The organism is Flavobacterium hibernum, from assembly GCF_000832125.1.
Lineage (GTDB): Bacteria > Bacteroidota > Bacteroidia > Flavobacteriales > Flavobacteriaceae > Flavobacterium > Flavobacterium hibernum.
On sequence record NZ_JPRK01000010.1, the window covers coordinates 31,060 to 53,704 of the forward strand.

The following is a 22,645-nucleotide window of genomic DNA, read 5'->3' on the forward strand; positions in this document are numbered from 1 at the left end:
CATTCATTATGAAAACTAGAAAATTTTTAGCAGTAGCTATTTTAGCATTAGGATTTGGATTTACAGCATTTGCACAAAAAACCGTTATGGTTGGTGGAGCTGCAATGTATCCTAATAAAAATATTATTGAGAACGCAGTAAACTCAAAAGATCACACTACACTTGTAGCTGCTGTAAAAGCTGCCGGATTAGTTGAAACACTAGAAGGAAAAGGACCATTTACCGTTTTTGCTCCAACAAATGCAGCATTTGATAAATTACCAAAAGGAACTGTTGAAACATTATTGAAACCAGAAAACAAAAAACAACTTCAAACGATCTTGACCTATCATGTTGTTGCTGGTAAATGGAATGCTTCAGATATCGCAAAAGCAATTAAGGATGGTAAAGGAAAAGCCACTATTAAAACTGTAAGCGGTGGCACTCTAATAGCTTGGATGAAAGGAAAAGATTTATACATTAGTGACGAAAGTGGAAATAAAGCTAAAGTTACAATTGCAGATGTGAATCAATCTAATGGTGTAATTCATGTAATTGATACTGTATTGTTACCTAAAAAATAATTAGAATAAAAGACTCCAAAAACAAAAAAGTCCTGTAAATACAGGACTTTTTTTTATGAAAAGTTTTGGAATCTTTATTTTATCTTTTAGCTGTCAAAGTCGATCCAACAGATGCTGTAACAACGCAAACAACAGCTAATATTTCATAGAAACTTAAATGTTCCTGTAAAAAAATAAAAGCACAAATTGATGCTGCAGCAGGCTCTAAACTCATTAAAATACTAAAAGTACGTGGAGGAAGTTGTCCTAATGCTTTCATTTCGAGTGTAAAAGGGATAGCGCTTGATAAAAGTGCAAGAGCGACACCCATTCCCAAAAATTTAGGAGTAAGATTTGCCAATCCGTTTTCGTAGAATCCAAAAGGTAAGATTAAAATCGCAGCAAATAGCATTCCGGTTGAAACGGCTTGACCGCCATTCATAATTTTAGAAACTTTTCCACCCAAAACAATATAAGCTGCCCAGAATCCACCTGCTAAGAGTGCGAATATAACTCCAAGTAAATCAACATTTTTATTACTCCACGGAGCGATTAAAGCGATTCCAATTGCTGCCAATACAACCCAACAATAATCAATCAAGCGTCTTGAGCCAATTATTGCTACTAATAATGGACCAACAAATTCTAAAGTAACAGCCAATCCAATAGGAATTCTTTCGATTCCTAGATAAAAGATTAAATTCATCGCACCTAAAGACAAACCATAAGGAATAACAATTTTCCATTGATTGGGTGTAATTTGCTTTAAGTTAGGTCTATATGCCAATAATAAAATTATAGCCGAAATTCCAATTCTAATCGATGCGGTTCCAGCAGCTCCAATTGCTGGAAATAAAGTTTTAGCAATTGCCGCACCGCATTGAACACTAACAATAGCGAGCAATACAGCATAAATAGGAGGGATATTGAATTCTTTGTTTTTCATGGTAATCTATCGAATGCGAAATAAGAGATCTGTTTTTAGGAACAAAAAAAATCTAATTTCTAAAGAGGGTTGTTGAGATTAATTTCAACTAAATAGTAAGTAATATGTTTTTATTATTCTAAAGCTCGTTTTGTCACAAAAGCTCGATAGCCAATAATAGCCATTTGCCATTTTTTGGCTTTTGAAATATCTAAACCTTGCTTGGTAAAACTAGGTAAGAGAACTTTATTGATTTTGGCTAAGATTTTGTACATAGGGAGATTATTTTGCTCAAAGATATAAAAAAAAGACCTTGCGTTAAGCAAAGTCTTTTTCTGGTTGTGTAAGGATGTAATAACTTAGTTATTTAGTTTTTTGAAATTGGTTTTATACTTAATGAAAATTGTTTTATGATCTTTTGCTTTCTCTTTCTTTTCTCTTTAATTCTTTTTCATAAAGTTTCATAGCCTTATCATGTAGCTTCATATTTTTATCAAGTTGCCTCATATCAATGTCATGTCGTCTCGTATCTAATTCATATTGCTTCATATTGATTTTGTATTCCTTTGAATCTTTACCATATTTCTGCTCTATTTCTTGGTTAAATTTCTCCATGTCTGCGTTGAATTTTTCCATTGCAACTTCATATTTCTGCATTTCTTTATCGTAGATAGCTTCTCTTTGAGACATGATTTCTTCTATCTGTTTCTCATAAGCAGACATATCAGGTTCAAAAGCCTCCATTTTTTTGTCGAACTCAGCAATTTCTTTATCAAATTTTGCCATAGCTACTTTATCTTTTGTATTTGCAGGTACAACCGGAGGTTTTGGCATTTTAGACATATCAACTGGTGGTGCTTGTGGTATTGGTCCTCCTGGAAATACCGGTGGAATTGGAGGTGTAGGCGGAGTTGGTGAGGCGACACTATTATTGTTGTTTTCTCTAATCTCTACAATTCGATTTTTGATTACTATTGGCTTCTCGATTTCGTCATCTGTAAGAATTCCAATTTTTTCTTTACCATTATCTTCTGTCGTTACAATGATACCGCAACTTTTAATAGCTTCGTCGCCTTCGATCTCAAGAGTTTGAGTTCCGTTACTTCCTTTTTGAATGTTAACTTTGATTGCTATTAATTCATTTTTAGCATTTCTTTTCACATCAGATATTACAACATCAACATTGTGATTTAGCTTTAGCTTCTCAGCCATTTCCTTTAATTCTTTATCTGTTGTATTCTTTTGGATTTTAAAAACAGCGATTGGATCAACCTTTTTAGTTACTTCCTGAACTTCTTTTCTTTCTTTCTCTTGTGCTAGGGTTTTTATTTGAAATAGAAACACAAAAACTACAAGTGCCGGAATTATTGCATAATACTTCAAATAATTACGCTTTTTTGATTGATTTTTGTTTAACATGACAATTCGTTTTTTGATTAATGATTGATAAAAATGATTGGTGATTGCAACACATGATTCGTGCGTTGTTATTTTTAAAAGCGTGTATTGATACGCTTTTTTGTCGGATATTTTTTTGGCAGCCTCATTGTCCGCAATAAATTCAAGGTTCTGAAGAATGGCTTTTTTATACAGCCAAATAATCGGATTAAACCAAAATAGGACACAAAATATTCTGGAAACCAAAACGTCAACAGTGTGGTTCTGATCGCTGTGTACTTTTTCGTGCTCAATTATATTTTCTAATTCTAATGGCGTATACATTGATGAGTTGTACACGATATAATCAAAATAAGAAAAAGGAGCAATGTTTTGATCGATATCAACGAACTTAAAATCTGCTTGTTGATGTACTTTTTTACCTTTTAAAACTGTATTTAAACTATAAAAATCGATCGCAAATTTTATTAATAAGGCTAAGAAACCAATACAGTAAACGGCCAGGATAATGTAGTTCCAATTTATTTCAAAAGAACTATTTTCAATAACATGACTATTCGGAACATAAAGTTGCGAATATTTCATAGTTGGTGTATAACTTGGTTCTGGAGTTGGCTCAATCCAAACTATTTTGGTATATACCAAAAATGGGAGTATTACTGAGGTTACTAAACCTGCCAACAGAAACCATCTATTACTATTAAAAAATGTTTCTTTGCGCAACAAAAAGTAATAAGCACAATAAAACAGTACTAATAATCCACTTGATTTTGCGATATAAATTAAGAGTGTTTCCATAACGATTATTTTGCTTCTTTTGGAGTTTCGATCATTGCCAGGATCTCACGTAATTCTGCTACTGAAATTTTTTCTTCTTTAGCAAAAAATGAAACCATGCTTTTGTAAGAGCTATTAAAGTAATTGTCAATAGCTATATTCATAAAACCTTTACTGTAATCTTCAATGCTTACAACAGGATAATATTGATGAGTATTACCAAATGCAAAATGACTCACATATCCTTTTTCTTCCAAATTTCGAACAATTGTTGAAAGTGTATTATAATGCGGTTGATCTTCAGTAATTTCTGTTTGAATTTCTTTTACAAAAGCCTTTTTTAGCTTCCATAAAATATGCATGATTTCCTCTTCTTTGTTGGTTAACTTTTGCATGTTTTAATTTTTATGGTTAGTAAAAATAGGATTTTTTTGAAATACTACTTTTTAGTTTCAATAACAATAACGCCGTTTTTGCCTTCTTCGCCGTATTTAGATATTGCATTAGAACCTTTAAATACACTCATTGTTTTTATAGGAAGCTTTTGAAGCTCGTCAGTTGTCATTCCTTCAGCAACAACGCCATCAACAATAATTAATTTATCTGATGTTATGCGAATATTAGGTTTAGAACTTGGAGAAATTATAATATTTGCGGTTGTTTCATCATCATTGCTTACTGTAATATTTGTACTTGTATTTACAACAGTATTAGTGTTAGTATCGCAATTAACTTTTGTGCTAGTATTAGAATTAGTGTTAACATCAGTATTTGTTTTTGAGTTTGTAACTTTTATGATTTCTACTCTGTGCTCTTTGTCAGTTGCATTGGATAGAGCGATTTTATCTTCTGCGATTAAATTAATTTTTTTCGTTCCATTGTCATCCGTTGTAACGATAATTCCACAGTCTTTAATGCCCTCAGAACCTTTAATCTGAAAGTTCTGAGTTTTTGTAGTACCACTTTTTACATCGACTTTTATGGCTGTTAATTCGTTTTTTGAATTTCGTTTCAAATCGGAAATCTTACAATCGACATTGTGAATTCGTTTTAGATTTTCTGCAATAACTTTAAGTTCATTATCTGTCGTAGTTTTCTTGATTTTGTAAACATCAACAGATTTAATTTCTTTTTTAGAAATTCCAACATTTATTCCATCTTTTTCTTTTGCAATTACTTCGACTTGAAATAAAAGTACAAATGCAACTAGAGCAGGAATTACAGTGTAATACTTCCAAGCATTACTCTTTTTTGATTGATTTTTGTTTAACATAACGATTCGTTTTTTGATTAATGATTGATAAAAATGATTAGTAATAGCGAGACAATTCTCGTGTGTCGTAATTTTTAAAAGCGTGTATTGATAGGCTTTTTTATCTGATATTTTTTGAGCAGCTGCTGCATCAGCAATAAATTCAAGGTTTTGAACGATTGCTTTTTTGTAAAACCAAATAAGTGGATTGAACCAAAATAGTACACAGAAAGCTCTGGAAACCAATACATCAAATGTATGATTTTGATCACTATGAACTTTTTCATGTTCTAAAATGCTTTCCAATTCTGATTCGCTATACAGTGATGAGTTGTAAACGATGTAATCAAAATAAGAAAATGGAGCAATGTTCTCTTTTATATCTACAAACTTAAAATCAGCCTGCTGTTGTATTCTTTTTCCTTTTAATATTGAGTTTAAACTATAAAAATCGATGGCAAATTTTGCAACAAAACCAATTAAACCAATACCATAAACAGCAACAAAAATTAAACTCCAATTGATTTGTAATGAATCGTTTATTGTGTTTTCTGGTAATATTTGAGTATAGTTTAAATCTGAAATAGGAGCAGAGTCTATCAAGACTATTTTAGTAAAAACAAAAAAGGGCAATACAATAGAAGTTATTAATCCAGCTAGTAAAAAAAATCTATTACTATTGAAGAATGTTTCTTCGCGTAACAAAAAATAATAAGCCGAATAGAATAGAAGTAATAAACCGCTTGATTTTGCTATAAATATAAGAAGTGCTTCCATAAACGGTTATTTTTCTTGTTTTGGATTTTCGATCATTGCTAAAATTTCACGTAATTCTGCTGCTGAAATCTTTTCTTCTTTAGCAAAAAATGAAACCATATTTTTATAAGAACTATTAAAGTAATTGTCAATTGCAGTATTCATAAACTTTTTGCTATAGGCTTCTAATGTAACAGTTGGATAATATTGATGTGTATTTCCAAACGCGTTGTGCGCTACAAAACCTTTTTCTTCCAGATTTCTAACAATAGTCGAAAGTGTATTGTAATGCGGTTGATCCTCTGTAATTTCTGCTTGTATTTCTTTTACAAAAGCTTTTTTCAACTTCCATAAAATGTGCATGATTTCCTCTTCTTTGTTGGTTAACTTTTGCATGTTTTCTAATTTTAATTCAAACCTACAACTATTTTTCTAGTTACACAACTATAAAAGTAGTTATTTAACTAAAAAACACGTTTTGATGCTTTTTGGGTACGAGATATGCTAAATTATTTACCGCAAAGTTCGCTAAGTTTATATTTTAGGAAGCAAATGTAAGATGCATAAAAGGCAAAGTTCGCAAAGCTTTACAGATAAAGCTTTGCGAACTTTGTGCTTATTAAAAGTCTTTTATATTTAAAAACCTTGCGAACTTTGCGTTAAAATTAACATCGCATAAGGATTCTAGCTCATTTTCTCTTTAGCTAGTGCTTTCTTAATCCAGACGCAACAAAGTGTTGCAATAACTCCAATAGAAGCCATAAAGAACCAATTGATTTGATATCCATGACGGGTTATGATTTCGAAACTAACTTTCGAGCTAATAATGTGTGCTAAACTAAAACTCATGGTATACAATGCCATATATCGGCCTTCTTGCCCGCGTGGGGCGCGACTCAATGCGAAAGCATTCGAAAAAGGGAAGGTTAAAATTTCTCCAATAGAAATACAAATCATGCTAATTACCAAAATTCCTGCCCAAACATTAATTAACAGCAAGAAGAAACTTGATGCCATTACAAATGATCCTACTATAATGATTTTAATTTTAGGGAAGCCTTTTCGCTCCATAAAACCAACTGTTGGCATCTCTAAAGCAAAAATTAGAAGTCCGTTAAGCATCATTAGTAATCCGCTTTGAAATGCCGTTAAATTAAATTTCTCTTGATGGTATAAAGGTAAAGTTGTAAAAAGTTGAAAGAAAATCATTGCTGTTATGAAACTCACAAACAAGAAAACCCAAAATATTTTATCATGAAAAACTGAATTTGATTCTCCGGCACTTTCTATTTTATCATCGTGAACTACTTTTTTCTTCTCTTTAACTAACAAAGCAAATATGGAGATTGCAATGATACACGAAGCACCATCTATCCAGAATAAACCGGAATACCCCATTCCCATAATAATTAAACCTCCTAAAGCCGGTCCCGCAGCAAAACCAAGATTTACCGCTAAACGTACCAAAGTCAAGGCACGAGTTCTGTTTTCGGGCTTTGCATATGCGCCAAGAGAAACAAACATTGCAGGTCTAAACATATCTGCAATAGTCATTAATACAAACATTGCAGCGCAAAGTGCCCAAAAAGTAGTAATATATTGTATAAAGAATAATGAAACTCCGCTGGTAAATAAACTAAAGACCATGATTTTATAAAAACCAATTTTGTCTGATAATTTTCCGCCCAACCATGAACCCAACATAGACCCAAATCCAAAAGCAACCATAATCCAACCCACCTGATTATAAGTAAACTGTAAGTCTTCTTTTAAATATTTAGATAAAAAAGGCAATACCATTGTTCCTGCACGATTGATAAAAGTGACGATGGCAAGTATCCAAATTTCTCTAGTAAATCCTTTAAAATTATTAATGTAGTGACTAAAAGCGGTTTTAAGCATTCTAAAATAAGTTATTTGCCACAAAGTTAGGAAACTTTGTCGGTTAGAGAGGTTGCTGCTTTGTTACTTTTAAACTATTTTTGCTCAAAATTTTAAAGATGAAAAATGTTATTGCTTTTCTAGTATTGCTTGCAGTTAATTTCTGTTTTAGTCAAAATAAATTTAATCAAAAAGAAGCTGAAAATTTTCAGAAGAAGATCAATTCAGAATATGCTGATCCTAAGACAAGTCCGTTAATGCAAGAAGATCTTAAAACCTTCAAAACTTTAGATTTTTTCCCTATGAACAGTAAGTATTTTGTAGTCGCGAAGTTTGAAAAAGCAGAAAACGAAAAAGTTTTCGAAATGAAAACTACAGGAACAAGAACTCCAAAGTACATTAAATACGGAACATTAAATTTTACGATCGACGGCGTGGCGCTTAAATTAAACGTCTATCGTAATATTGAACTTTCTAAAACAGCAGAGTATAAAGACCATTTATTCCTGCCTTTTTCAGATTTAACTTCTGGTAAAGAAAGTTACATTGGAGGAAGATATATTGACTTAAAAATTCCGAAAGGAAATACAATTGCAGTCGATTTTAATCAGGCTTATAATCCTTATTGTGCTTACAATCATAAGTATTCTTGCCCAATTGTGCCTTTAGAGAATGATTTAAATGTTGAGATCAAAGCCGGAGTTAAAACATTTCATTAATGGAATTCTTTAATTTTCATACACATCAATTTACAAATCAATCCAATATTCTGGAATTGGTCAATCAATATCCGCAAGATTTTGATGCTTCAATTCCGTTTTATTCCATTGGAATTCATCCTTGGTACATTAAGGAAGCGCAAATTGATACCGATTTGAAGATTATCGAAGAGAAATTGCAAACCAAGAATTGTTTAGCATTGGGAGAATGTGGTTTAGACAAAAGAATCGAAATTCCGTTGGAGCAACAAATATCGGTTTTTGAAAAGCAATTGGCTTTAGCCGAAAAATATAATAAACCTGTTGTAATTCATTGCGTTGCTGCATTTCAGGAAGTAATCGAAATCAAGAAAAGATTGAAGATTTCGGCACCAATGATAATTCACGGATTTTCAAAGAATAGTCAAATTGCAAGTCAACTTATAAAAGAAGGATTTTATATTTCTTTTGGAAAATATTTGCTTAAAAATCCAGATTTGAAAGCGGTTTTTCAGAATGCACCAAATGATCGGTTTTTCCTGGAAACAGATACTATTGAAGAAAGTATTCAGCAAGTGTATGACTTAGCAGGTCAGTATAAAAATATTACAATTAAAGAGTTACGGGCGATTATTTCAAGTAATTATAAAGATGTGTTTGTTAGAAGTAAAGAATAAAGAGCTTTTGACATCTCACCCTGAGCGTCCCGAGAATTCGGGAGAAGGGTATTCCTATTAGAAACGAGACTTAGACTTTGATTAGCTTGAAAAGCTTGTAATAAAAAATTTAAAAAAATTTAAAAAAAATAAACTAAAATAACAAAAGAATATATGGCAGAGTGGACAGAAAGAGCCGAGCTTTTATTTACTAAAGAAGGATTACAAAACTTGCAAAACTCTAATGTTTTGGTTGTTGGATTAGGCGGTGTTGGATCGTTTGCAGCTGAATTTTTAGCTAGAGCAGGAGTAGGAAGTATGACAATTGTTGACGGTGATGTTGTTGATATTACCAATATCAACAGACAGTTACCTGCTTTGCATTCGACAGTTGGACAGCCAAAAATTACGATTGTGGGAGATCGTTTAATGGATATTAATCCTGAGTTGAAATTAACTCGTGTTCAGGAATTTCTTTCTCCAGAAAGAGCTTTTGAAATTGTGTCTCCAGAATTTGATTATGTTTTGGATTGTATTGACAGTATTACGCCAAAATTAAATTTAATTATTGCCGCAAAACGCAAAAGAGTAAAAATCATTAGTAGCATGGGCGCTGGCGGAAAAATGCTGGCTTCTAAAGTAAAAGTGACTGATATTTCTAAGACTATCAATTGTTACTTTTCTAAAACTATTAGAAAACGTTTAAAAGCTGAAAAAATAAACAAGTTAAAAGTTGTTTTCTCTTCTGAAATTCAAGACGAAAAAAGTTTGAAATTAACTGACGGAAAAAACTTCAAAAAATCGTTTTACGGAACGAATAGTTATATGCCAGGATTATTTGGTCTTCATGTCGCAGAAACTGTAATTAGACACTTACTTACCAAAGAGTAGACTTTTTGTTTCAGGTTTTAGCTGGTCTTGTATTGAGATAACTTTTTTAAAGTTTTAAACTTGGAAAAAATTACTGCAAAAAGAGAATCTGAGACCTAAAAGACGCACTGCTGTGCGTCTCTACAAAAAACCTTTGTCCCTTTGTAACTTAGAACCTTAGCACCTTAAAAAAAATGATAAAAACAGTAATTTTCGATATGGATGGTGTAATTGTTGACACTGAACCAGTTCATCGTTATGCCTATTACCAACAATTCTCAGAACTAGACATCACTGTAACCGAAGAAATGTATACTTCGTTTACCGGTTTTTCAACTAGAAATACGTTTCAGACTCTGAAAGGTTTTTTTCCTAGTATTGAGCACGAAGTCGAAGATTTGATTCAGCGAAAAAGAAGTATCTTTAATGATGCTTTTGATACCAAAGAAGATCTGTACCTTTTAGAAGGTGTTGAGGATTTAATTAAAGATTTGTACGCTAACGGAATACAATTGATTTTAGCATCTTCGGCATCAAAAGTTACGATTGAGCGTGTTTTTACAAGATTTAGTTTGCATCAATATTTTACGGATATTGTTAGTGGAGAAGATTTTCCGCAATCAAAGCCAAATCCCGCTATTTTTGTGCATGCAGCATCTTTATCAATAGCTCCAAAAGATGAGTGCATTATTATTGAAGACAGTACAAATGGTATAAAAGCTGCAAAAGCTGCCGGTATTTTTTGCGTTGGTTATAATAGTGAACATTCAAAATTACAAGATTTATCAGATGCTGATTTGATTATCAATCACTTCAATGAATTAGACGCTCAAAAAATATCACAATTAGGCTCTTGAATTAAGTTAAATTTAACATTTGTTCGCTAATTGAATTTGTAAATTTGAACAAACAAATAAACTCATATAATGAAAAAACTACTTATTGCATTCGCCCTTATTTTGGCGTCATTTGCTACAGAAGCACAAATAAAAACTCCACAAGCAAGTCCTAAAGGATACATTAAACAAACAGTTGGTTTGACAGATGTAGAAGTTACGTATTCAAGACCAGGCGCTAGAGGAAGAGCTGTTTTTGGTAATTTAGTTCCGTTTGGTAAATTATGGAGAACTGGAGCTAACGAAAATACGATCATTAATTTTAGTGATGATGTTGTTATTGACGGTAAAACTTTGAAAAAAGGTAAATATGCGATCTATACAATTCCTAAAATTGAAAGCTGGGAAGTTATTTTTTATCTTTCTACTGATAACTGGGGATTACCAGAAAACTGGAGTGATGCATATGTTGCTTTAAGAACTACTGTAAAAGAAGATGCTTTACCAACTCCACTTGAGACATTTACAATTGGAATTAATGGTTTAGATCCAAATTTTGGTTATTTAGAAATGGCATGGGAAAACTCACATGTTGCTTTAAAATTTGAAGTTCCAACTGCGAAAATTGCAACTGCAAGTATTGAGAAAGTTTTGGCTGGACCAACTTCAAATGATTATTTTGCTGCTGCTCAATATTTATTTCAATCAAACGGAAACATCGAAACTGCAAGAACTTATGTAGATAAATCGTTAGATATGGTTACTGAAAAACCATACTTTATTTTAAGATTAAAATCGCAGATTCAAGCAAAACAAGGTGATAAAAAAGGAGCTGTTGAAACTGCTAAAGCTTCACTTGCTGCTGCAGAAACTGCTAATAATCAAGATTACGTAAAATTAAACAAAGATAGTATTGCTGAATGGAGTAGATAATATTTCAGATTTCAATATCTTGAAAATCCAAATTTTAAAGTTTAGGCTTTAGAATTTGGATTTTTTTTATTTAATGTAGAATAAATTTGAGCGCAGAAAAGTTTTTTTGTCATTTCGAGGAACGAGAAATCGCACTTGTAATTCCGCAAAGAGAATCGACAATCGTTGACGAGATTCTAGTGCTATTTCTCGTTCCTCGAAATGACAATACTGTCGAAAATTTGAAGCTAAAACTTAACAAATATTAAAAAAGCTGAAAGACTTTAATTCAAACTTGGTGGTTCAGGAATTTTTATAGTTCTCTTGATTTTCTTAACGATTAAAAGGTAGAAAGTAATTCCGCCCAAAATAATAAGTAATGCAATTTGAAGCTGTCCAAGACTATCGTTTTTGCTGTACAAAGCATTGGCACTGGCTAGTTTTGCTTTTCCTTCCTGAATCTGAATTTGAGATAAAGATTCTAATGTTTTTAAAGCTTCGGTACTTAAGACAATAATTTTGCTCCAATTTTTATTTGTAACCTGTTTGTCTATTTCTTTGCAGGAAGCCAAAAAGGTATCAAAATATTGTTTTTCCTTATTGGTCAAAACCGTCTTTGCATACAAATCATCAATATTATGAATAACGCTTAAGGTTTGAATAATTTCGTCCTTTTTGGTTGTATCACTTAGATCTAACTTTTCGGCTTCGGCTTTTATAAAATGGAGTTCTTTCGAATACTGAAAAATATAATGTGCCACAACTAATCTATCGTTAAAAATGGCATTTATATTTTCGTTCACGTTTTTAGAATTTTGTAATGTATTAAAGTTTCCCAACAAAATAATAAGCATTACAACAAGTAAAATAAAGGCAGCTTTTGTTTTATTGCTGTATCTTTTTAAATCTTTCATAGTAACGCGTTTTTTTAAATTAAGTTGAAAATGACTTTATCAAATACATTATGGAGTTAATTTTTGTAAAGAATTTAATTTTATTTTGAGACAAATCCTGTTTTTAAATTACTCTCAATATTTTTTATAGATGCAAGTGGTGTAATTTTTATAATTTTAGTTCCTTTTTGAATATAAAAATAATAAAGACTATTACAGCCAAGTAAAAAAATCTGCTCGGATTCACCGGTTGTATAATTAAGTTTTGAATTGTATTGTGCAGTATTATTTTTAATACGTTCTAAAGCAAAATGTCCATTACCAATTCCTGTTCCCACAAAAAAATATAATAATACCGAGGCAAGCAATTTTAACGTAAGAGTGTTGTAGTAATTTATTGTTTCCTGTTCAGATAATTCGTCTGTAGGTTTTAATTTGAAAAGCTTCTGAACTGATTTTTTGTGGTTATATTTCTGTAATATTTTTGGCAGATAGATGTGAAATATAAAAATTAATACAATGGTTACTAAAGTTATAGGATTTGACATGAAATCTGCAATTGGACTTATTAAGATGTCCATAATAGTGGAGTATTTCAAAATGTTAATTCCAAATTGATAATAGAAAAAACTCTCTTTTAATATTCCCAGTACCACAAGATAAATGTAACCAAGTGGAAGTAGTTTTTGTATTTCGTCTGAATATTTCATTTAATAATTTTGGTTTTGGCGAATACTAAAATAGTACTTTTTTATTACAAATACTTGTTAGATATATTCCAAAGAAAATTATTTGACGAGAATCACAAGGTTTTATTTTTCTTAATTAAGAATCTTGTTTGGTTATTAACGATTTCCGCTGCTTTTCTTAGAAATGGTGGGCTTGTACATTCTGCGTAGCTAATGTAAACGATGCGATCGTCGTCCTGGAGGTTTTCATTTTTCTTTTTTTCTTCCAGATAACTATCCATTCCCATAATTAGTATAACTGGATTTCCCTCCAGATAAAGTTGAGTAGCAATTCCAACTAATCGACCTTCCCCCATAAGCTGTACTTCTTTATCTTGAAAACTCAAGAGCATCATGCAAGTCATTAAAGAACAAATTTTTGTATCTCTCCACTTGGGGTTTTTTTCTAAAAATTCAGCACCATAATTTAAGTTTTCAAAACATTTCGTAAAAAGCTGAGTTGAGATTGAATTGTCTACAATTTCTTCATTCTCAACAGAATTTTGACTTTTAGCTTGAAGACTAAGACAAACAACTAAAATTAAGACAAGTTTTTTAAACATAATTTTTAGTTTTCTCAATTTAGTTTGGGGAATAAAGTGCTAAAATTCTCAATTAATCCAAAATTACTTCATCTAAATCCTTTTCTTTTCTAAAAAATATAATTTGCATTAAGAACGCCAGAATAATAGTTAATATGGCTCCAATAAAATTCAGCCATAAATAACCTAATTTTTCCTGACCGCTTGGATATATTGCAATCATAAAATAGTAAATGATGAATATCGTGATTTGACTAATAATTGCACTGTAAAACATGGCTTTTGCTTTTACGCGACGCGTATAGAATCCTACTAAGAAAATCCCTAAAACTGTTCCGTAAAAAATAGACCCAATTATATTTACAAGCTGAATTAAATTCTCGAACAAAGTTCCAACACAAGCAAATAAAATGGCTACAATTCCCCAGAACAGCGTAAAAAATTTAGTAGCATTTAGGTAATGCTTCTCTGATTTTACGGTTTTTAAGTTTCGCTTATAAATATCAATAGCAGTTGTCGATGCCAATGCATTTAGTCCTGAAGCTGTTGATGACATTGCTGCCGAAAGAATTACAGCTAATAATAAACCTATCAAGCCTTTTGGTAAATAATGTAAAATAAAGTGGAAAAAGACATAATCTTTATCGTTGGTTTCGCTATTTGGATCGGCTTTTAAAATAATTTCTTTAGCACGATCGCGCAGATCTTTTTCTTTATTAGATAAAGTAACTAATTCTTTTCGTAAGATTGGATTATCAAAATCCTGATTTAATTGATCGATGTACAGAAGATTAATCACTTTTTTGTCTTCAGAAAGTGTACTTAGCTTTTTTTCTAAAGCGTGATATTCTTCTTTATAAGCTGATTTTTCTATTACGGTTTTGTTATTCGGATTAAAATTTAAAGGAACTGGATTGAACTGAAAGAATACAAATACCATAACTCCGGTTAATAGAATAAAGAACTGCATTGGAACTTTTAAAAGTCCATTCATAATTAATCCCATTTGGCTTTCTCGAACTGATTTTCCTGATAAATATCTTCCAACCTGAGATTGGTCTGTTCCAAAATAGGCGAGGGCAAGAAAAAAACCTCCCGTAATTCCGCTCCAAAAAGTATATTTTTCCTCTGGATCAAAAGAGAAGTTAACAATGTTCATTTTATCATTAGCACCCGCAATATGTAGTGCGCTGGTAAATGTCATGTCGTTTGGTAAATAATGCAGTATTAGAAAAAATGTAATAAACATTCCTAACATGATTATAAACATCTGTTGTTTTTGCGTTACGTTTACCGCTTTTGTTCCTCCCGAAAAGGTATAAATAATTACTAAAACACCAATAATAACGTTCATTAAGGTTAAATTCCAACCTAAAAGTGCCGACAGAATAATTGCAGGAGCATAAATGGTAAGTCCCGTTCCTAAACCTCTTTGTACGAGAAATAGAATCGCAGCGAGTGAACGTGTTTTTAAATCAAATCGTTTTTCCAGAAATTCGTAAGCGGTAAATACTTTGTTTTTATGATAAAGTGGAATAAATGTGATGCAAATAACAATCATAGCGATTGGCAATCCAAAATAGAATTGCACAAAACCCATTCCGTCGTGATAAGCTTGCCCTGGAGTAGACAAAAAGGTAATAGCACTTGCTTGTGTCGCCATTACCGAAAGTCCAACGGTGTACCAAGGCGTTTCGTTATTTCCTAAAATAAAATCCTCGACGTTTTTACTTCCTTTTGTTTTCCAGGAGCCGTATCCAACAATAAATAAAAGTGTAACAATCAGTACGATCCAATCAAATAGTTGCATAGGTTATGAATATAATTGCATGATTAAGAAAAAAATCAGAATGTAAATGGCGTTCGCTACCAAAACGTAGGTGTAGCTTTTTTTCCATTTTTTTGTTTTTTTAAGTTCCATTTTATGAATGTTTTATTTCTTCAATTCTTGTTTTGGAGCTTCTACTGGTTGCTTTAGCGAAATCATATTCGATAATAATCGATATGCTCCGGCAACACCTTCTGGTAATTCTCTAAAAAAGCTCAAACCGGTGTAAATATAGTATCCTTTTCCGTATGGCGCTACCAATAAAGCTCCATTTTTTGGAGATTCGCCTTTATCATGCGACGATAGAATAGGAGTAAAGGCGGCATCATATTGATCAGGATAATACAATCCTTGTTCTTGTGTCCATCCTTCAAAATCTTTCGTGCTAATTTTGTTAGGTGTGTTTAAAATTGGATGATTTGGTGCTAGAAAAGTAATTTTTGCATTCTCTTCGGTCACACGGTCATTTGATATTTTTAACGGATACGGCGCAATTTGATCTGTAACAGTTTTACCATAAGTATTATACTGTACAATCATGTTTTTTCCGCTTTTTACAAAATTAAAAAGTATATTTTGTTTGTTTGCCAAAGCATTTACGGTATTGTAAGCGCGTACTCCGGTCATTACAACATTGAATGAGTCTAATTTTTCGGGCGTAATTTCCTCTGGTTTTATAATGGTTACTTTATATCCCATTTGCTCTAAACTTTCAGGAACTTCGTCTCCAGCTCCCATAATATAAGCAATAGCATCACCATTTATCTTTAGGTCAATACGAATACATTTTGATTCAGCAGGTTTTAAGACCATTTGTTTGGTAATATGACTATAATCGATAATAGTCTGATCTTTGTCAAAACGTTTATTATCGACAGTGACAATACTTTTGGCAACGGTTTCCTCAGGATTTACTGGTGGTGTAACCTCAAAATAAAAGATTTGTTCATTTCCTTTTTTCTCTAATGCAAAAGGAATTTCTTTTGGCGAAACAGTCCAGCTTTTTGGTAAATCCAGTTGTAAATTACCTTTTATACCATCTTTTCCTGCACGCACTTTTACGGGAACCATTTTACTTTTTGTAGTTCCAAAAATTAAAACTTTCTCTAGAATTGACGTTGTCACTTCAGGAACGATATCAAGAAAATTATACATTTCTCCTTTTACGCCATCATTATATTTGTAGACTACTGTACGCTCAAACGGAAATTCAACTCCATTCATTTTAACATTAAAAACTACTTTTACTTGTCTGATAATATCCGGAATACCAATATTTTCTTGGTTTGAAACGGTATACATTCCTACGCTTGCTTTTTCTTTCAGCCAATAGGGTTGCGTGTATTCAATATTATTAGGAAGTTGAATTTGAAGGTTTATTCTTTTATCATTGTTATTTTTTAAAAGAATGTTTTGTGGTGTATTTTTATTATCGGGTAAAGAAGTTACACTAGCCAATTGCATTTCTATTGGAGATCTGTTGATTGCTTCCAGCGTTAGTTTAATAGTACTTCCAGGAGTCGCTTCTTGTTCAGTAGCAACGGCTTCGAGATACAATCCTGCGCAAGATGCAATTATGTTTTTTATAGCAGCAGATTTTAAAGATTTCCAGTGATCATCTTCTAAAGCTTCAATCATTGTATATGCTTTTACTAAATCTGGAATACTTGCTGACGGATTACTAAAATCATATTTCGCAATAATATTAGTGATCAAATCACCAATTGGTTTTCCGTTTTTAACGCGATTCCACGAAGTATCAATTCCGTCAAATAAATTATCGCGATCTATAGGTGAATCACCTTTTATAAGTTCTAAATATTCCGTTTCTTCACCACGAGCACCTGTACTTCCAAAGCCTTGCGATTGATGACGGCTTCTGCTTAAAGCTGCAATTTCCTGATTTGATTTTCCAATTCCGGTATAGTAAACTCCTGTTTCTAATCTGGTAAATTTTGATTTATCGGCAGCATCAAATCTTTCCTGACTTCCATAAAACCACCACGACGGATTGAAAAACAAACGTTTAACTTGCCAAGGTTTTACATATTTTAATTGTTCCGGAAATATTTTAGGGTCGTTTGTTAATTTAAAACTTTCTACACTCAACATTGCCGATGACGTATGATGTCCGTGCGTTGTGCCTGGTGATCTATGATCAAATCTATTGATAATTACGTCTGGTTGAAATTTTCTAATTGTCCAAACTACATCTGCGAGCACTTTATCTTTATCCCAAATTTCTAAAGTTTCGTCTGGGGTTTTTGAATAACCAAAATCATTCGCTCGCGAAAAGAACTGTTCTCCACCATCAATTTTTCTGGCTTCTATTAATTCCTGGGTTCTTATTACACCTAATAATTCGCGTAATTGCGGACCTATTAAATTCTGACCTCCATCACCTCTGGTTAAGGATAAGTAGCCTGTTCTGGCATTCATTTCATTTGCCATATAAGAAATCAAACGGGTATTTTCGTCGTCTGGGTGAGCTGCAACATAGAGTACAGAACCTAGAAAATTTAATTTTTTTATTTGATTGTAAATTTCAACAGAACTTGGTTTTTGTGGTTGTTGTGCAAAAGAAATGGAAATCCCAGTTAAAAAAATAATAAGAATTTGTATCTGAATTTTTCGCATAGTTTGGTTAGTTGTTTTTTGAAAGTGCCTCAAAAATACTAATTATATCCTTGAAGAGTATTTAAATGAAATGTTAATGTTTGGTTATTGATTTCTAATTTTAAGAAAAAAAAAGAGAGTACCAATGTTTTGATACTCTCTTTTTTGAAAATTATTGATCGACCAAAATTATCTTCTTCCGTGTCCATTTCCACGTCCGTGATCGTGATCATCGTCTCTATCATGTCTGTCGTGTTTTTTATAATGTTTGTCGTAGTGTTTATCATGACGATCATTATAACCATAAACAGGTCTATCTCTATAAGGTCTTTGAGGTGCACCGTGGTAACCTTTGTAATATTTTACTCTGTGTCTGTCAAAGTAAGCATAAGGAGTTCTACCGTGATAATCGTTTAAAACTACTTTATAACCTCCGTATAAATCATAATTACTATATTGTCTTGGTAAACGTGATGTTCTTACCCATCTTCCTCCACCAAAATAAATAAATTGTGAAGCTCTTACATCATAATATGCTTCGATGTCTGGCAAATAATAATATTCCATTTCGGCATATCCGGCAGGTCCCCAAGCAGGAGGATTTCCAATATTAACATTAATTGATACTTGAGCTTGTGTGGCATTTGCAACCAAAAGAACTAATCCGGCGATTGCTATTTTTAGTGTTTTCATTTTTTTTAATTTTAAATGTTATTCTTGTTTTAGAATATTCATATACTGTGCCAAAAATGAAAAGCAAATGTATTTCATCGGATAAATTAGTATTTTAACGAATGGTTTTTGAGTGGTTTTTATATAATGTTCTGATTTTTAAAACGTTCTATAGAGTTAGGAAACTAATAAAAAAAAAGTTTTTTTTAGTCTATTTGTATTCAACAGGTCTTGGTTTTGCAAGTTCAAAGCTTTGCAAACCATAATCGGTAGTTTCAAAAGTATTTGTTTTAAAAACATTGTCGCCTTGAAAAGGAATAGTTGGATAATATGATAATGAAAGCTGAAATGAACTAAACACCAAATAATCATTACTAATCAATAGCCCTATAGTGATTTTCGAATAAGCTTTATTTTTTTCCATTGGATTATTTGGAGTTCCTAAGCCTGCGATCGAATAATTAAAGAAGGGATTCATACGAAATCCTAAAACAGAATAAGGAGAATAGGTTTGCGTTTGAAGCGACAGTACCATTTTATTAGTTCCATATACCGCACTATTAAAACCGGCTAAACCATTTTGTTCGTTTATATTAAGCTGATCTCCAATTATATCTTCATGGTTTATACCAATAATTAGTTTAGGATTCACAAATTGTCTTAGTTTCCATCTGCCAATTGTGTAAAGTTTTGTAAAATAATTGGTTTCCATCGAGAAGGCTGTCTGATAGGTTTTTGACTGATGAAAAAACGTCCCAGCTTCAAAATTCATACTTAAAAAACCTAGTCTATAGTAATTTCCAAAAGAGAATTGCGCGCCAACATACGGACGCCAGAAGGTATTTTTGTATTGATAACCTAATGTAATTCCATAAATCCGACCAATAGGAACATCTTCCGTTTGTCCATTTCTAAAAATATAACTGTCTTTTATAAATTTACGTCTGTTAAGTCCAATACCACTTAAGATAAATTTTTCGTCGGAATAAAAGTGGGTAGGATCATAGAGTTCAGTTGGAGATTCGGTATAATCAACATTCAAAAAGCGAGCAGTGGTTACTAAATTTGTTATACCACTTTCATCTTCAAATACTTTAGTAGCTTTTCCTGCCCAAAAATCCTGAAAGTTATTTTTAAAGGGCTGATAAGCAAAAGATTTGTCTGGAGCTTGCAAAGTATCTTTTCTAAAATTCTGTCCTATATAAACACCGCCTGCCCATTGGGTTAGAGGAGAGTAGAAGAGACGTTCTGTATTAATACTTTTAATGTAATTATTGTCAAGATCTATTTTGTAATGCAAAGTTGTACCTATATAAGTATTCTTGATATTTGGTACAGTATAAGTAACATCATTGGCATTACGTCCATCATCAAATCTATTCGTGAATTGATATTCGAGTTGCTGTCCTGATCCAAAAAAATCTTTTTCTTTTATTCCAACAGAAACCTGATTACTCGAGATGGCAAATTTTGGAATGGTACTCCAGGAATCCAAAACACGAATCGTAACATCTACAGAATCTGAAGCAAATCCTGCAAGTTTATTTGTTACTCTAACTGCCGTTACATATTTCTGTGAACGTATCAAACGCTCAGATTCCTGTACTTTGTAAGTGTTATAAACCGAATTCCGTTTAAAAAGTAATAGATTATAAATAGCAATTTTTTTGGTTTTCAGATGCAATCTGTTTCCGGTTCTTTCTCCCCAATTTTTTGGCACTTTGGTAGTGTCTGAAATAGAATGCCCAAAAGGATCTAATGTTACAATATTGATGTTTCGAATAATTTTTCCATCATAATTTGTAGTGTCATTTTGTACAAGAATTTCTTCTTTTTTATGAGGTTTATTGGATCTAAAAAAGAGCTTGTGAACCGTTTGTGTAAATTTATTTTTTTTAGAGTAATTTCTAATTTTATTATAAATTTCGGTACTGTCTTTCTTTTCTTTAGCGTCTTTTTTAACGACTTGACCGTAACTATTTTGCAAGCAAAAGCATAATAAAAGAAAAACTACTATTTTTTTGTTTACAAACATTTTTTTTACTGGCTTTCAGATGAATTTTACTATGAATATAAGGAATTTGTAGCACTATTTTTAAAATAGTTAAATTTTAATTCTCAACTTTAATTTTTCGAGTTCTCCAAACAAAACGTTTAGGCATATGATTTCCCATTAAGTAACCCCAAGGTTCTAATGATTCGATTCGTTCAAATATAATTTTTAAAATTGCTAAAAGCGGAATTGCCAAAAACATACCCGATATTCCCGCTGCCGCCCCGCCAATAATAATTCCTATAATGGAAACAAAGGCATTGATTTCGACTTTTGAGTTAATAATTAAGGGAACTAATATATTATTATCAATTAATTGAACCACAACGTTTACAATTAAAATTCCTAGAATTATTGATGTTTCTGGAGTTCCTGTTAAAGAGGCAACTACTGTAATTATTCCTGCAATTAAAATACCTATGTAAGGAATCATATTTAGGATTCCGGTGATCAATCCTAATAAAATAAAGTATTTAATGCCTATAATCCACAAGCCTAAACTTGTTAAGACTGAAACTACAAACATTTCGAAGATTAAGCCAAGGATATAATTGTTTATAGAGGCTTTTATTTGTGCCAAAATATCTTTTAAAACTACATGGTCTTCTTTATTGATCAATTTTGCCAAGAACAAAATAAAATGGTCTTTGTACAAAAGAAATAAAAAAGTATAAATAGGGATAATGGTGCAGTCTAGAAGTAAGTCTGTTATGGATAAGATTGCAGATCCAATTGTTGCTTTCCCGTTTTGAACGGAGTCTTTGGTAACATTGTCCAGGTATTTTTTTTGTTCTCCAATACTTACATGGAAATTATCTTTTATAAATTTATGAATGTCTGTAATAAACGAATTTGCATTTTTCTTGATCGCATCAAAATCGCTGGCTATATCACTAACCTGATAGGATATAAATGCTAATATGCCAACAATTACTAAAGCAAAAAGTAAAATACACGATGCAGCAGCAAGATGTCTTGGGAATTTAAACTTTGTATGTAAAAAAGTAAAAATAGGAACTAATAATACTGCAAATAAAAATGCTAGTAAAACGGGCGTAATAATATCTTTTCCGATGCAAAAAATAAAAGCAAAACTAATAAGACTTACCAATATAAAGGCAAGTTTAGCATAAAATGGTAATTTTACAGATAGTGTCATTTTGTTGGTGATTTTAGTAAAACTAGAAATTGGTTAAGCAAATATGATACATTATTAAATTAATAACGTTGTAGCTTTTACCGTATAGTTTACAAAATTCCCATTGAAAATATTTAGTCAAAAAACTCTTTATCTTCGTAGTGCGCCGGCATTATCGAAATACCTTTTTGCAGTAATAAATTGTTTGGAAAAATAATTTTCTCGCCGTCCTTTGTTCTTAAGTTAACATGAAAAGCACTAATATCTTCGATTTCGGCTTCGATAGGGAAGTCTTTGTCATGAATTTTGATTGTATCTCCAATTTTAAATGGAAACGAAAAGAATAAAATCATTCCAGAAGTAATATTGCTCAAAATAGACCATTGTGCAAACATTGCAACACCAATTACGGTTGCAATCGACGAAACAGTTATAAAAATATCCTTTGTTTCAACGCCCCAAATTATTATTAAACTAATGGTGACCAATATATTCATTAATATATGAATGTACTTAATTACTAAGTTAGTCCGATGCTCAAGCAACTGACTTGTACTGGCGTAACGACGCACCAATTTGGCTATAATTACTCTTAACGCAACGAGCGTAATTAAGATAATTATTGTAGTTAAAATTTCGTGGCTATATTCTTTAAAAGAAAACATAAATAAT

At 31.8% G+C, this 22,645-nt stretch carries 22 protein-coding genes; 6 read left to right on the forward strand and 16 right to left on the reverse strand.

Going from position 1 to position 22,645, the window contains the following annotated elements; all coding sequences use genetic code 11:
* Window positions 1–8 precede the first annotated feature (8 nt).
* A complete protein-coding gene (locus IW18_RS12460) occupies window positions 9–563 on the forward strand; it encodes a fasciclin domain-containing protein (protein ID WP_041518150.1) in 555 nt (184 codons plus the stop codon).
* A gap of 79 nt (window positions 564–642) precedes the next feature.
* On the opposite strand, the gene IW18_RS12465 is transcribed toward IW18_RS12460, so the two are convergent.
* The 7 genes from IW18_RS12465 to IW18_RS12495 form a co-directional block, all read right to left on the reverse strand.
* Complete coding sequence (locus IW18_RS12465) at window positions 643–1,488, reverse strand: EamA family transporter (protein WP_041518152.1); 846 nt, start codon at window positions 1,486–1,488, stop codon at window positions 643–645.
* Window positions 1,489–1,601: 113 nt separating this feature from the next.
* Entirely contained in the window at window positions 1,602–1,742 is a 141-nt protein-coding gene (locus tag IW18_RS12470) for a hypothetical protein (protein ID WP_041518154.1), read from the reverse strand.
* Between the two features lie 133 nt (window positions 1,743–1,875).
* Window positions 1,876–3,663, reverse strand: coding sequence for a M56 family metallopeptidase (locus IW18_RS12475; RefSeq protein ID WP_041518156.1), 1,788 nt, complete (start codon window positions 3,661–3,663; stop codon window positions 1,876–1,878).
* Between the two features lie 5 nt (window positions 3,664–3,668).
* Window positions 3,669–4,037: a BlaI/MecI/CopY family transcriptional regulator gene (locus IW18_RS12480; protein WP_041518157.1), complete on the reverse strand. Its 369-nt coding sequence runs from the start codon at window positions 4,035–4,037 to the stop codon at window positions 3,669–3,671.
* A 44-nt stretch (window positions 4,038–4,081) separates the two neighbouring features.
* Window positions 4,082–5,671 (reverse strand): M56 family metallopeptidase, encoded by a 1,590-nt coding sequence (locus tag IW18_RS12485; protein WP_041518159.1) that lies wholly within the window; start codon window positions 5,669–5,671, stop codon window positions 4,082–4,084.
* Window positions 5,672–5,677: 6 nt separating this feature from the next.
* Complete coding sequence (locus tag IW18_RS12490; RefSeq protein WP_041518160.1) at window positions 5,678–6,046, reverse strand: BlaI/MecI/CopY family transcriptional regulator; 369 nt, start codon at window positions 6,044–6,046, stop codon at window positions 5,678–5,680.
* 288 nt (window positions 6,047–6,334) lie between these two features.
* Window positions 6,335–7,552, reverse strand: a complete 1,218-nt coding sequence (locus IW18_RS12495; RefSeq protein WP_041518162.1) for an MDR family MFS transporter — start codon at window positions 7,550–7,552, stop codon at window positions 6,335–6,337.
* Between the two features lie 98 nt (window positions 7,553–7,650).
* Between IW18_RS12495 and IW18_RS12500 the strand changes: the two genes are divergently transcribed.
* The 5 genes from IW18_RS12500 to IW18_RS12520 all read left to right on the forward strand — a co-directional run bounded on the left by IW18_RS12500 (window position 7,651) and on the right by IW18_RS12520 (window position 11,524).
* A complete protein-coding gene (locus tag IW18_RS12500; protein ID WP_041518164.1) occupies window positions 7,651–8,250 on the forward strand; it encodes a DUF1684 domain-containing protein in 600 nt (199 codons plus the stop codon).
* Window positions 8,250–8,906, forward strand: coding sequence for a TatD family hydrolase (locus IW18_RS12505; RefSeq protein WP_041518166.1), 657 nt, complete (start codon window positions 8,250–8,252; stop codon window positions 8,904–8,906). Before IW18_RS12500 ends, IW18_RS12505 begins: the two co-directional genes overlap by 1 nt.
* Window positions 8,907–9,059: 153 nt before the next feature.
* Window positions 9,060–9,776, forward strand: coding sequence for a tRNA threonylcarbamoyladenosine dehydratase (locus tag IW18_RS12510; RefSeq protein WP_041518167.1), 717 nt, complete (start codon window positions 9,060–9,062; stop codon window positions 9,774–9,776).
* A gap of 173 nt (window positions 9,777–9,949) precedes the next feature.
* Entirely contained in the window at window positions 9,950–10,612 is a 663-nt protein-coding gene (locus IW18_RS12515; RefSeq protein ID WP_041518169.1) for an HAD family hydrolase, read from the forward strand.
* Between the two features lie 69 nt (window positions 10,613–10,681).
* Window positions 10,682–11,524: a DUF2911 domain-containing protein gene (locus IW18_RS12520; RefSeq protein WP_041518171.1), complete on the forward strand. Its 843-nt coding sequence runs from the start codon at window positions 10,682–10,684 to the stop codon at window positions 11,522–11,524.
* A gap of 263 nt (window positions 11,525–11,787) precedes the next feature.
* Here the strand turns inward: IW18_RS12520 and IW18_RS12525 are convergent, their stop codons facing one another.
* The 9 genes from IW18_RS12525 to IW18_RS12565 all read right to left on the reverse strand — a co-directional run bounded on the left by IW18_RS12525 (window position 11,788) and on the right by IW18_RS12565 (window position 22,638).
* Window positions 11,788–12,417: an MCP four helix bundle domain-containing protein gene (locus IW18_RS12525; protein ID WP_041518172.1), complete on the reverse strand. Its 630-nt coding sequence runs from the start codon at window positions 12,415–12,417 to the stop codon at window positions 11,788–11,790.
* Window positions 12,418–12,497: 80 nt separating this feature from the next.
* Window positions 12,498–13,106, reverse strand: coding sequence for a hypothetical protein (locus tag IW18_RS12530; RefSeq protein WP_041518174.1), 609 nt, complete (start codon window positions 13,104–13,106; stop codon window positions 12,498–12,500).
* A 92-nt stretch (window positions 13,107–13,198) separates the two neighbouring features.
* Window positions 13,199–13,687 (reverse strand): hypothetical protein, encoded by a 489-nt coding sequence (locus IW18_RS12535; protein ID WP_041518176.1) that lies wholly within the window; start codon window positions 13,685–13,687, stop codon window positions 13,199–13,201.
* Between the two features lie 52 nt (window positions 13,688–13,739).
* Complete coding sequence (locus IW18_RS12540; RefSeq protein WP_041518178.1) at window positions 13,740–15,476, reverse strand: sodium:solute symporter; 1,737 nt, start codon at window positions 15,474–15,476, stop codon at window positions 13,740–13,742.
* 123 nt (window positions 15,477–15,599) lie between these two features.
* Entirely contained in the window at window positions 15,600–18,131 is a 2,532-nt protein-coding gene (locus IW18_RS12545) for a PIG-L family deacetylase (protein WP_041518180.1), read from the reverse strand.
* A gap of 168 nt (window positions 18,132–18,299) precedes the next feature.
* Complete coding sequence (locus IW18_RS12550; protein WP_041518182.1) at window positions 18,300–18,803, reverse strand: hypothetical protein; 504 nt, start codon at window positions 18,801–18,803, stop codon at window positions 18,300–18,302.
* Window positions 18,804–18,993: 190 nt separating this feature from the next.
* Complete coding sequence (locus tag IW18_RS12555; protein WP_041518184.1) at window positions 18,994–20,817, reverse strand: hypothetical protein; 1,824 nt, start codon at window positions 20,815–20,817, stop codon at window positions 18,994–18,996.
* A gap of 76 nt (window positions 20,818–20,893) precedes the next feature.
* The gene (locus IW18_RS12560; RefSeq protein WP_041518186.1) at window positions 20,894–21,994 is read right to left on the reverse strand and encodes an AI-2E family transporter; all 1,101 of its coding nucleotides are present in this window, start codon (window positions 21,992–21,994) and stop codon (window positions 20,894–20,896) included.
* 113 nt (window positions 21,995–22,107) lie between these two features.
* Window positions 22,108–22,638 carry a mechanosensitive ion channel domain-containing protein gene (locus IW18_RS12565; protein ID WP_041518188.1) on the reverse strand — a complete coding sequence of 177 codons (531 nt, stop codon included), beginning with the start codon at window positions 22,636–22,638 and terminating at the stop codon, window positions 22,108–22,110.
* Between the last annotated feature and the right edge of the window lie 7 nt (window positions 22,639–22,645).

What these genes read in the sequence shown, in the direction of transcription:
- IW18_RS12530 (WP_041518174.1), bottom strand. Translation starts at nt 13,106, where the DNA reads ATGAAATATTCAGACGAAATACAAAAACTACTTCCACTTGGTTACATT.
- IW18_RS12490 (WP_041518160.1), bottom strand. Translation starts at nt 6,046, where the DNA reads ATGCAAAAGTTAACCAACAAAGAAGAGGAAATCATGCACATTTTATGG.
- IW18_RS12495 (WP_041518162.1), bottom strand. Translation starts at nt 7,552, where the DNA reads ATGCTTAAAACCGCTTTTAGTCACTACATTAATAATTTTAAAGGATTT.
- IW18_RS12560 (WP_041518186.1), bottom strand. Translation starts at nt 21,994, where the DNA reads ATGACACTATCTGTAAAATTACCATTTTATGCTAAACTTGCCTTTATA.
- IW18_RS12555 (WP_041518184.1), bottom strand. Translation starts at nt 20,817, where the DNA reads ATGTTTGTAAACAAAAAAATAGTAGTTTTTCTTTTATTATGCTTTTGC.
- IW18_RS12565 (WP_041518188.1), bottom strand. Translation starts at nt 22,638, where the DNA reads ATGTTTTCTTTTAAAGAATATAGCCACGAAATTTTAACTACAATAATT.
- IW18_RS12480 (WP_041518157.1), bottom strand. Translation starts at nt 4,037, where the DNA reads ATGCAAAAGTTAACCAACAAAGAAGAGGAAATCATGCATATTTTATGG.
- IW18_RS12515 (WP_041518169.1), top strand. Translation starts at nt 9,950, where the DNA reads ATGATAAAAACAGTAATTTTCGATATGGATGGTGTAATTGTTGACACT.
- IW18_RS12525 (WP_041518172.1), bottom strand. Translation starts at nt 12,417, where the DNA reads ATGAAAGATTTAAAAAGATACAGCAATAAAACAAAAGCTGCCTTTATT.
- IW18_RS12550 (WP_041518182.1), bottom strand. Translation starts at nt 18,803, where the DNA reads ATGAAAACACTAAAAATAGCAATCGCCGGATTAGTTCTTTTGGTTGCA.
- IW18_RS12540 (WP_041518178.1), bottom strand. Translation starts at nt 15,476, where the DNA reads ATGCAACTATTTGATTGGATCGTACTGATTGTTACACTTTTATTTATT.
- IW18_RS12545 (WP_041518180.1), bottom strand. Translation starts at nt 18,131, where the DNA reads ATGCGAAAAATTCAGATACAAATTCTTATTATTTTTTTAACTGGGATT.
- IW18_RS12510 (WP_041518167.1), top strand. Translation starts at nt 9,060, where the DNA reads ATGGCAGAGTGGACAGAAAGAGCCGAGCTTTTATTTACTAAAGAAGGA.
- IW18_RS12475 (WP_041518156.1), bottom strand. Translation starts at nt 3,663, where the DNA reads ATGGAAACACTCTTAATTTATATCGCAAAATCAAGTGGATTATTAGTA.
- IW18_RS12505 (WP_041518166.1), top strand. Translation starts at nt 8,250, where the DNA reads ATGGAATTCTTTAATTTTCATACACATCAATTTACAAATCAATCCAAT.
- IW18_RS12500 (WP_041518164.1), top strand. Translation starts at nt 7,651, where the DNA reads ATGAAAAATGTTATTGCTTTTCTAGTATTGCTTGCAGTTAATTTCTGT.
- IW18_RS12520 (WP_041518171.1), top strand. Translation starts at nt 10,682, where the DNA reads ATGAAAAAACTACTTATTGCATTCGCCCTTATTTTGGCGTCATTTGCT.
- IW18_RS12465 (WP_041518152.1), bottom strand. Translation starts at nt 1,488, where the DNA reads ATGAAAAACAAAGAATTCAATATCCCTCCTATTTATGCTGTATTGCTC.
- IW18_RS12470 (WP_041518154.1), bottom strand. Translation starts at nt 1,742, where the DNA reads ATGTACAAAATCTTAGCCAAAATCAATAAAGTTCTCTTACCTAGTTTT.
- IW18_RS12535 (WP_041518176.1), bottom strand. Translation starts at nt 13,687, where the DNA reads ATGTTTAAAAAACTTGTCTTAATTTTAGTTGTTTGTCTTAGTCTTCAA.
- IW18_RS12485 (WP_041518159.1), bottom strand. Translation starts at nt 5,671, where the DNA reads ATGGAAGCACTTCTTATATTTATAGCAAAATCAAGCGGTTTATTACTT.
- IW18_RS12460 (WP_041518150.1), top strand. Translation starts at nt 9, where the DNA reads ATGAAAACTAGAAAATTTTTAGCAGTAGCTATTTTAGCATTAGGATTT.